The sequence below is a fragment of the Pseudomonas sp. TNT2022 ID1044 genome (genome assembly GCF_028656895.1).
Lineage (GTDB): Bacteria > Pseudomonadota > Gammaproteobacteria > Pseudomonadales > Pseudomonadaceae > Aquipseudomonas > Aquipseudomonas reinekei.
This window is the reverse complement of the sequence record NZ_JAMDHB010000023.1, coordinates 1-10792: the sequence shown is the minus strand read 5'-3', so window position 1 is coordinate 10792 and position 10792 is coordinate 1. Positions and strand designations below refer to the sequence as shown.

The following is a 10792-nucleotide window of genomic DNA, read 5'->3' as shown; positions in this document are numbered from 1 at the left end:
ACGGCACCTTGGCCAGGACTTGCTGGGTCGCCGGGTTGACGATGTCGTGCCACTCGGTGGATTGGGATTCGACCCACTCGCCGTCGATCAACAATTTGACCTTTTGTACGGTGGTGTCGTTGGGCGTGAGCGAAGCGTTCATGTGGGTCTCCGGATGTTTGTTTTTATTTCAGGAGCCAAGGCGAAAAAGTCGCCTTGCGATGAGGCGTGCGCCGCGAATTGGTTGTCGGGCTGTTTTTGGAGTATAGATGTGCAAACTTCTAATAAGAACGCACATAAAGGCCGGTCCATCATGCAAAAAAACATCACGTCTTTAGGCTCGCTGAACTGGGATGACCTCAAGTTTTTCCTTGAAGTTGCCCGGACCCGCAAGGCCAGTACTGCGGCCAAGCGCCTGGCTGTCGACTACACCACGGTGTCGCGGCGCATCAGTTCGCTGGAAGCGTCATTGGGGACCTTGCTGTTCGAGAAATCCCGGACCAGTGGCTTCGTCCTGACCGCTGAAGGCCAGCGCTTGCTCGGCTACGCCGAGTCAATCGAAAGCACGCTGCACATGGCCTGCGAACAGGTTTCAGGGTCTGGAGTGGCGCTGTCCGGGCATGTGCGCATGGGCTGCACCGAAGGCTTCGGCAGTTTCTTCATCACGCCGCAGTTGAGCCATTTCGTCGATACCTACCCGGCGATCTCGGTCGACATCCTGCCGCTGCCGCACTTCATCAGCCTGTCCAAGCGCGAAGCCGATATCGTCATCGCCCTGGAGCGTCCAGAGCATGGCCCCTACGTCTGCTGCAAACTCTGCGACTATCGGCTGCAACTGTACGCAACGCAGCAATACCTGGATAAACACCCGGCGATCCGCCGCCCGGCGGATCTGGCCAGGCACTCTTTTATCAGCTACGTCGACGATTTGGCGTTCAGTTCCGAACTGCTGTACCTGGCCAACGTGCTCCCCGGCGCCAGCGCCAACTTGCGCAGCACCAGCGTAATTGCGCAGTTCGTAGCGGCGCAGCAGGGCCGATCACTGGCAATCCTGCCATGCTTCCTCGCCGCCCAGGATCCGCGTTTGCTGCCGGTGTTGCCGCAGGAGATCAACATCACCCGACAGTTCTGGATGTACTGCCGCGAAGACCTGCGCAAGCTCAAGCGGATCACTCTGTTGTGGGATTACATCCGCGAAGTCACGGAGCTCAATGGCCCGTTGCTGTTGGGTGAAACGAGGGAGTTGCGGTTTAACGACTAGCCCGTCGCGATCAGGCGGGCAGTACTCGACAACCTTTGCGGCTGACTTCCAGTTGCTTGTAGCTCGCCAGATGGTCGCTACGCGCGTCCATCAACTCAGGCAGAGCGGCATCCGGGTCGTCCAGACGCAAGGTCAGGAGGAAGTCGACATTGCACTCCCACCATTTGCTGTTCAACAACATTGATATGCGCTCAGGGGGATGTCGATACTTGATCACCTTCGCCGGGATGCCGGCGACGATGGCATACGGAGGAACATCATGTGCGACCAGCGCACGCGTGGCGATGATGGCTCCGGTGCCCACATTGACACCTTCCATGATCATGGCGTCATGGCCGATCCAGACGTCATCGCCAATGGTGACGTCGACGATTTGCGGCTCGAATGACAACGGGGTATTGGTGAATTGAAACGGATGCGAACTCACCCAATCCGAAGGATGAGTGTTTTTATCCTGGCCGATGTAGCAGTTGTTTCCGATAGAGCAGAATCGCCCTATCGATGAAACCGCGGACAGCACGCAATCGCTGCGAACATACGTGTGAGCGCCAATGCTCAGTTTTTTGGCATTGATGACCACATTGCCGAGGGAGACGTTTTCCTCAAGCACCAACGTGGTTTTGGCACCGAGCGACGTCACTCCGCCACCCAACTTGCAGTGATGCTGGCGAAGCCACTTCTTCCAATAACGGTTCTGGCAGTATTTTATTATTCTTTTCATTGAGAACTCTTCGACTCCTGCATAAACCCTGAAACGCCCAGACCGTAAAATCGACGCAGAACCCCAGCGGGTTCGAATGATCGTCGAGTTTATGTCGGCTCATGTGTCAGAAGTCATGGCAGAAAACATTGCTAACGTTTTAATCGGCACTGACCACAATCGATACCCTGCGGTTTTCGGTGCGGCCGGTGGCGGTGTTGTTCGATGCCACGGGCTGGCTGCTGCCAAGACCGCGCAACTGGATGTTGTCCTGTTTCATGCCGGCGGTGGCCAGAACGCTGCCGACACTTTTTGCGCGACGCAGGGAAAGCTGTTCGTTGTAAGCCTCTTTACCCGATGCATCCGTGTGACCATCGACTCTTACGCGCTCAATCCCAACACCCAATAACGACTTGCCAATGCGCTCGACAATCTCGGTGCTCTGCGCATTCAGACTGTCGACATCACTGCCAAACAGTACCTTGCCCGACAGACCAAACGCCCAGCCCTCATCGGTCAACTCGAAACCCTGCTGTTTCAATACCGCTATTTGCGCCGGGGTCAGGCCTTTTTGCGGTGCGGTCTGGCAACCCGTGAGGGTCAATACGGCAAGGACCAGAGTAATCGTGAACAGTCGGAAGGATCGGATAAAAGAAAACACGGAAATAAGCTCCTGAGTTAAACGTCGGCGACAGGGTGCTCCGACCCCGCCGTGTGCTGTGCGCCTCGGGCAAGACGCTTGGCCTGGTACATCGCTTCGTCCGCTGCATTGAGCAATGTGCCCGGGGTCACGCCATGATCGGGGTACACGGCGATACCGATACTGAGTGAGGTCAATGCCTGGTGATCACCCGGCAACAGAATGGGCGCTTCCATGCTGGCAATGATTTTTTCGGCAATTCGTTCAGCGTCTTCAGTCTTGTGAAGGGGCGCCAGCAACACCGCAAATTCATCCCCGCCCAGGCGCGCCACCAGGTCCTCTTCGCGCAGTTGGGCGCGAACGCGCTTGGCCACGGCCACCAACACCGCATCGCCAGCGGCATGGCCGAAGTTATCGTTGATTTCCTTGAACCGGTCGCTGTCGAGAAACAGCACGGCGACGCGCTCGTCGAGCTTGTTGGCATTGCGCAACGCTCGCATCAGGCGGCCTTCGAAAAACGCCCGGTTCGGCAACCCCGTGAGGCTGTCATGACTGGCCTGGTGGGCCAGGGTTTCGTTCTCGTTTTGCAGGTGGGTCTGCCAGGACTCGAGTTCATCGAGCAGGGCATTGAAGTCGCTGCCGAGGTTATCGAGTTCGGCAATGGTGGCGGCAGGTACGCGCCGATCGAAAGCCCGCTCGCTGCGAACGGCGTGCGCCACAGACGCCAGGCTGCGCAGCGGGCCGATGATCCCACGAAGTTGCCGACGCGCCAGATAGAGCGCGACCCACGCACTGATGGCGGTGCACAGGACGATGCCCACCAGACCACTGAGCAAAAAGCGCATCAGACTGGCGCCATGCCCGATGAGCACGATGCTGCCGATCTCCCGGCCTTGGTGAACGATCGGCATGTTGATCGGTTTTTCCAGAAAAGCCTTGGCCAACTGCATTTCAAGATCGGACACCAACCCGGTTTCCGGTCGCTGCCACCGCGCCAGCAACTGGCCGTGCGTGTCCAGAACCTGGGCATCGGCGACCTCTTCGGTGGAGGCGATCAGCGCCAATGCCTCCGTCGCGGCGGATTTGTCGTTGAACACCACTGCAGCTTCCACGGTGTAATTGATCGAGCGTGCGATCAGATGCAGGTTGTGATCGGCATACACCCGCAAGGCCAGAACACCCAGCAGCGTCAGCGACACACTGGCCATGGCCACACCCACCAGCGCAACGGTCAAATGACCGCGACCGATGACCGAGCGCAAGGTCGGGCGAGCCCCCCGTTTGGACAGGCTCATGTTGCCGCAGGCTTTCGTCTGGACGGTGACGCGCAGACAAAAAAGGCTGCCAACCGTGCACTGATCATCGCTTTCGCTGATGCTCAATACCGGGCGCCCTGTGAGTGAAGCAAACAGCCGACTGCGTTCGTCGCTGGTCAGTTTGCCGATGTACACCGCATTGCACTCACCTGCGATGGACGGGTTGTCGGCCAACAGCCGTTGCACCGTCACAGGCCGACCGGTCGCCTGAGTCGTGCCTTTGACCAGATCGTCGGTGTATTCAGTGGGGCCAACGACACAGAGGCGCAGTTGCGCGGGCTCAACAGGCCAACGGGCATAACTGAGAATCCCGAGCACCACCTGAGTCACTGACTCGGCACGCTGGTCGGCCATGCTCGACGGGGTTTGCGGCTGAGCGAAAGCGGCAGCAGACAGCAAGCTGAGAAGTCCGGCGAGCAGTGCTTGTTTGCAGCCAGCTATACGCTCTGTCGCCCGGACAGCCACCTTCATGCAGGGATACTCTTCGATCGTTACCAGATGATGCCGCAACGATAGCATAGCGGCGAAACACCAGCGAGGCCGGGCACTACGCCACTTCGGACAGTTTGCGTCACCTCGCGTCGCCGCTTTCAGTGCGTCGTATCACCGCCTTCTTTCAGTTCCAGCATCAGCCCGCTCAAGCGCTTGACCTTGCGTCTCACCGCTTCTTCAAACACCCCGGCGCGCGGCTCGATCAATGTGAACCAGTCCTTGGCCCGGGTGATACCGGTATAGATCAGTTCCTTGGTCAGCACCGGGTTCAGCGCATCAGGAAGAATCAACGCCGTGTGGGTAAATTCCGATCCCTGGGATTTGTGCACGGTCATGGCATAAACGGTTTCAACATCATTGAGCCGGCTCGGCAGAACAAAACGCACGCCGCCCTGCCCGTCGTTACGCGGAAACGCCACGCGGAGAACCTGCCGCCCTGCTTGCGGCCCCTCACGCTCGGGCAGCTTGAGTGCAATGCCGATGTCACCGTTCATCAATCCCAGGCCGTAATCATTACGGGTCATCAGCACTGGCCGGCCTTCGTACCATTGCTGGTCACCGTCGATCAAACGCGCCTTGAGCAGTGCATCGGTAACTCGCTGGTTCAACCCCTCCACGCCCCAAGGCCCTTTGCGAACGGCGCACAACAACTGAAAGGCGTCGAAGGCTTGCAGGACCTGTCGAGCCCAGTCCGTCCAGCGCGGATCATCATAAGGACTATCAAGCGCCGGCCGCTGATTGCGCAGCAGGTTCAGATAGTGCCTGTAGCCTTGCGCGCCCTCACCATGACCTTCGAGCAACAAACGTTCCAGCGCCCTGTCCTGTTCATTCTTGAGGGGCAAACTGAATACATCGTCGTGGCTTCGCACCGCCAACAGCTTGCGGGCTTCTTCAGGTTGTTGCTGGTTCACCCAGCGGGCCAACTGGCCAATGCCGCTGCCTTCGCCGAATCGCCGCGAGTGACGCAACATCACCACTTGCTGGGCGAGTGGATGTGTACCCTGGGTGTCTTCCTGCAAGCCACTGGCCTCCAGACTTTCGCCACTGACCGCCTCCAGCCATTGGCGTGTGTGCGGGCTGTACCAGCCTGCCTCGGCATCACGACACAGGTCACCCAGCACTGCACCGGCCTCCACTGACGCCAACTGATCCTTGTCCCCCAGCAGTACCAGTCGAGCATGAGCCGGCAGTGCATCCAGCAGATTGGCCATCATTTCCAGGTCAATCATCGACGCTTCGTCCACCACCAACACATCCAGCGGTAACCGATTGCCGGCGTGGTGCCGGAAATGTCGCGTCCCCGGACGACTGCCGAGCAGACGGTGAACCGTGGTGACATCGGACGGAATTTTATCGCGAATGGCGTCGGCGACTCTCAGCGTTCGTACTTGCTGGCTGATGGACTCCGTCAGCCGCGCTGCGGCTTTGCCGGTCGGTGCGGCGAGGCGAATGCGCAACGGCTTGCCAGCCTCCACGGCCGGCGCCTGGAGCAACGCCAACAAGCGCACGACCGTCGTGGTCTTGCCGGTTCCCGGACCACCGGTGACGATACTGAAAGCGCTGCGAGTGGCGAGGGCACAAGCGAGTTTTTGCCAGTCGATCAACTCACCCGGTCGGGCCGGGCCGAACAAACCGGTGAGGCGCTCAAGCAAGTCATCCGCAGCGGCTTCGTGTGTTGCCAGACGCTCACGCAATGAGTTGTCGATACGTCGTTCATAGGCCCAATAGCGGCGCAGATACAGACGTTTTCCCGATAACACCAAGGGTCGTGTCTGCACGACCTCTCGCTCGTCGGCCGCCAACGCAACCAGACGGCTCGCCGCCAGAACCTTGCACCAATGGGCGCCATCCAAAGCTTCCAGCAACTGCGAAGGCAGCAACATCACGCCACTTTGCAGATCGCCTTCCGGTGGCAGTGACAGGGCAAAGTCGGGCTCCTTGAGTGTCTCGAACAGGTCCAGGCATACATGCCCGTGTCCCAATTGGTGGCTGGTCAACGCAGCAGCCAGCAGCACCAAAGGGTCATTATCCGGTGCCAGCTCATGAAGAAATGCCACGAAGGCTTTGTCCAGCGCTCGCAGCCAGCCACGCTCGACCCAACGCGTCAGCAGCAGCAACAGGTCGTCCGCACAACTCAAGGGGGCAAGGTCAGCCAGACTGTCCGCCGCCAATGAAACGGGCAGCAAATCGGCGAAGGTGCGGCTCATAGCAATACTCCCTGTTCCCACGCAGGTTCTGTCCTGGGTTCCGGTTTACCCTGGAACATCCGGTCCAGTCGCTCGATCAACTCCCTGGGCGGGCGGGCGAAATAAACACCCTGGCTGGGTGCTCGCGTCCCTCGAAGGAAAAGGTACAACGCACCGCCGACATGTCGATCGTAATCGTAATCGGCCAGCCGGGCCTTGAGTTGACGATGCAGGGCCAACAGGTACAACACGTATTGCAGGTCGTAGCGATTGTCGAGAATCGACTGCTCCATGGCCTGTTCGGTGTAGGCCTGGTCGTCAGCCCCGAGCCAGTTGGACTTGTAGTCGGCGACGTAGTAGCGGCCATCGTGCTCGAACGTCAGGTCGATGAAACCCTTGAACATGCCGTTGAGCAGCACCGGCTCTGCCGCCACCCGGGCCACGCCGTTGTGTGTGAACTGACGCACCAGCGCGTCGAGTTTGAGCACATCCACCTTGTGGCTGGCGAACCAGAACTCCATCTCGACCTGATACTGGTTCAACTGCTCGAAAATCACCGGGGCTTGTCCGGCACCCACGGGCAGAGGCGACTTGAGCAGATGCACAAGCCAGTCACTCAGCGTGGTAATCCAGCCTTCCCAGCCACGGCGATTACAACGACGGCCAATCGCATCTTCCACGGCTTGCGGCGGAGCAGAAAAACCTTCACTGCCAGCCCATTCGAGCAAACCATGAAGAAAAGTGCCCGGGTTCGGGCCACGAGGGAATCGATGAATATCGGCACCGCCAGCAGCCATCTCTCGGGGCGCTTGTGGGTCGAGGCGTTCGTCGTCAAACAGCTTCTGCGCTTGCGGACTCTCAGGCGCTTCGTCCGTACCACTGCTCAGGATGTCGCTGATGCGCAAGGCGCTGTAGGAGGCGATCCACCAATTTTCACTGGCCTTGCGCAGTGGGATCAATGGTGCGAGCAATGCGGCGGTGTTCAGCGGCGGATGGTAATGCTCGCTGGTGATGTCGGGCATCTCACTGTTGTGGATCGCAGGACAGCCTTGTTGCAGATCACGTAACCAAATGCTCAAACCCGTCGACTCGCTCAACGGCGTACCGCCGCCCAACAGATAACCCAGCGCCGACAGGTGCAGCACCGAGCCGTTGTTATTGCCGCGCTTGAGATCCGTAACCCCCAACCAGCAAGCATGTTGCGCCCGGGTCAGGGCGACATACAGCAAGCGCAGATCTTCGGCCAGGCGCTCTTCGTCGGCCAGGGCGATCAACTCTGGCGTGGGGCTCAGGGTCACTTGAGCCTTGCCCGTGGCATCGTGGTAATGCAGCGGTAGCCGACTGCCATCCACCGGTTTTGCCGAGCAGATGAACGGCAGGAATACCAGGGGATACTCAAGCCCCTTGGACTTGTGAATGGTCACGACCTTGACCAGTTGCTCGTCGCTCTCCAGACGCAGAATCTGCTCTTCGCCGGCTTGACCGGACAACGCCAGATGCTCGGACAAGTGCCGGATAAGGGCCTGTTCACCGTCCAGTTCGGCGGCCGCTTGCTGCAGCAATTCGGACAAGTGCAAAAGGTTGGTCAACACCCGCTCGCCGTCGCTGCGGGCGATCAACGTCTGGGGAAGCTGGAAGTCGTGCAACAAGCGTCGCAGCATCGGCAACACACCCTGCTTACGCCACAACTCGCGATAGCCGCGGAACTGCATGACCCGGGATTCCCAGGCCAGTTCGTCCTGGTTCAACTGCTCAAGGTCCGCCAATGACAAATTGAGGGTGATGCAGGCCAGCGCGGCTCGCAGCGGTCGTTCGACATCGGGCTCGGCGCAGGCTTTGAGCCAGGTCAGTACATCGTGCGCTTCCTGCGCGGCGAATACCGAATCCTTGTCCGATAGATAAACACTGCGCACACCCCGGGCTGATAGCTCGGCACGTACGGCCTGAGCTTCCTTGCCATCGCGTACGAGAATGGCGATGTCCGCAGGCATCAGCCCCACAAGATCCTGACCTTCCCGTGCGAAGCCCACACGAGCTTGTTGTCCGCCATTGAGCAAGGCGGTGATTTCACTGGCGCACGCGGCGGCCAGTTGCTGGCGGTAAACAGCACCGGACAACGGCTGCTCGGCAGCCAAATGCCAAATATTCAGCGCCGGGACGGTTTGCCCGTCGACGTACAGAACTTCCTTGCGCCCCTGCGATGCCACCGGCAGGAACGGCACCGGGTTCTCACCATTGTTTTCGCGAAACAGAAAAGCCCCGCGCCCCGATTCGCGCGACTCGGCACATTCGAATACATGGTTCACTGCTCCGACCATGCCATGGCTGGAGCGGAAGTTGGTGCCCAGGGTATGCAGGCGTCCGGTGGTCGCCTGTCGCGCACGAAGATAGGTGTAGATATCGGCGCCACGGAACGCGTAGATCGCCTGCTTCGGATCGCCGATCAGGAACAGCCCGCTTTCTGGGCTGTTGTCTTCAATGCGGTAGATGCTTTCGAAGATCCGGTACTGCACCGGGTCCGTGTCCTGGAATTCGTCAATCAACGCCACCGGGAATTGCTCACGGATCAAGGTCGCCAACCGCTCACCGCCATCGGATTGCAACGCCGCATCGAGGCGCAGCAACATGTCGTCAAAGCCCATTTCCGCACGGCGACGTTTTTCCTCCTCGAACCGCGCGCCGACCCAATGAGCAGCGTGTTGCAGCACCGCAGCATCAGGCGTCGGCAAGTTGTCGAGACTGGCTTTCAACCCGGGCATGGCGTCCAGCCCCGGATGGCTGGGAACCTCGCCTTTCTTCCAGGCCTGCGCCATGCCGTCAGGGGTCAGCCGCGTGAAGCCGGTGCCTATGTCCAGTTGCTCAAGGGCTTCGTCCTCGGCCCAGGCTTTGATCTTCTCGAACCAGGGTTCGAAGTAGCGCGCTTGCATCTTGCGACCGTCGACAGTTTTACTGGCAACCCCTTCGTGACAGATCACAAGAAGCTCATCAGCCCAATGACGCCAGGGCTGCTTGAGCTCGACCAATGCAGCCCGCCGTTCCTGCAAACACTCGGTAATCAACTCGGCAGGCGCCTTGCCTTCAACGTTGCCCCGCTCGCTGGCGAACAAGCCACGAACCCGCGGTAACAAGGCGGCTGGCCCACCCCAGTTGTTGCGTACCCAGTTCAGTGCATCGCCCTGCATCGGATAGCAAAACAATCGCCAGTAGTCGCGTAACACCTCACCCAACAGATCGCTGTGATCGGTTTCCAGTGTCTGGGTAAACAGACTGCCACTGTCAAATGCGTGTTCGCGCAACATGCGCTGGCACCAACTGTGAATGGTCGAGACAGCAGCCTCATCCATCCACTGGGCCGCAATATCCAGACGATTTGCGCAACCGGACCACTGCTCGGACGGGTACTGTTCGCGCAACTCGGCGATCAGGCCATCGGGTGCCGGTGTTTCATCGCGGAAAAACCGGGCGGCCTCAGCCAACCGTGTACGAATGCGCTCTCGCAGCTCTTTGGTGGCGGCATCGGTGAAGGTCACCACGAGGATTTGCGGAGGCAAAAGCTCACGCCCGAAACCGCTGGACTCCGCGCCATGGCCAAGAACCAGGCGCAGGTAAAGCGCAGAAATAGTGAACGTCTTGCCTGTCCCGGCGCTGGCCTCGATCAACTGACTGCCACGCAGCGGGAACGCAAGGGCAAGAGGTGGCTGAGTACTCATGAGCGCGCCTCCTCAGTGGACAAGGAACGCCATGGCGCCTCAAGTAAAGGGCGATAAAGAGCGTCGCACCAACCCGTAAATGTCTCGTCGGCGACCAGAGCGTCGTAATCAGTGAACTGACGCGCGAGCGCCATGCTTTCCCGGCGCTCCCCGTCAGTGGTCAACCCGTCGCCTTCATAGGCCTTGCGGGCGGCCGCTTCGGCTTTGACTGGTTCACTCTGACCCAGCCAGGCAAAGGCTGTTTTCACTGCAACTGGAAGGGGCTGACGCATGCCCGATTGCCAGGCCAGCAAAAGGTCCCCGAGAATTCGCCGCGCTGGATCCGCATCCATTGGAGCGAGCACCAGACTGTCATCACTGGCCACCAGCGCTGTGGTCATCGACAGACCGCTTGCGCAGGCGACCAGATGATTGACCCAGGGCCGGGTCAGGCGATGCCATTTTCGGGACTTGATCGAGCCAATGCTGTTAGGGATTGTCGTGATGGACAGCAAACCACCGTCAGCCC

At 59.6% G+C, this 10792-nt stretch carries 6 protein-coding genes and 2 pseudogenes; 1 reads left to right on the top strand and 7 read right to left on the bottom strand.

The annotated features are described in order from the left end of the window. Window positions 1-292: 292 nt before the first annotated feature. Window positions 293-1240 (top strand): LysR family transcriptional regulator, encoded by a 948-nt coding sequence (locus M5G20_RS25225; protein ID WP_273921384.1) that lies wholly within the window; start codon window positions 293-295, stop codon window positions 1238-1240. 10 nt (window positions 1241-1250) lie between these two features. Here the strand turns inward: M5G20_RS25225 and M5G20_RS25220 are convergent, their stop codons facing one another. From M5G20_RS25220 to M5G20_RS25190, 7 genes and pseudogenes are all read right to left on the bottom strand, one after another. Then, complete coding sequence (locus M5G20_RS25220) at window positions 1251-1961, bottom strand: CatB-related O-acetyltransferase (protein ID WP_273921383.1); 711 nt, start codon at window positions 1959-1961, stop codon at window positions 1251-1253. 139 nt (window positions 1962-2100) lie between these two features. After that, entirely contained in the window at window positions 2101-2601 is a 501-nt protein-coding gene (locus M5G20_RS25215) for an OmpA family protein (RefSeq protein ID WP_273921382.1), read from the bottom strand. Window positions 2602-2618: 17 nt separating this feature from the next. Continuing rightward, entirely contained in the window at window positions 2619-3875 is a 1257-nt protein-coding gene (locus M5G20_RS25210) for a diguanylate cyclase domain-containing protein (RefSeq protein WP_273921385.1), read from the bottom strand. A 27-nt stretch (window positions 3876-3902) separates the two neighbouring features. Further along, window positions 3903-4367, bottom strand: a pseudogene (locus tag M5G20_RS25205) (YfiR family protein); the annotation flags it as partial. A gap of 119 nt (window positions 4368-4486) precedes the next feature. Continuing rightward, on the bottom strand, window positions 4487-6595 hold the full coding sequence (recD, locus tag M5G20_RS25200; protein ID WP_273921381.1) for an exodeoxyribonuclease V subunit alpha: 2109 nt from the start codon (window positions 6593-6595) through the stop codon (window positions 4487-4489). After that, entirely contained in the window at window positions 6592-10284 is a 3693-nt protein-coding gene (recB, locus tag M5G20_RS25195) for an exodeoxyribonuclease V subunit beta (RefSeq protein ID WP_273921380.1), read from the bottom strand. Before recB ends, recD begins: the two co-directional genes overlap by 4 nt. Then, window positions 10281-10792: pseudogene (locus M5G20_RS25190) on the bottom strand (exodeoxyribonuclease V subunit gamma); the annotation flags it as partial. The pseudogene M5G20_RS25190 and the gene recB, both read right to left, overlap by 4 nt.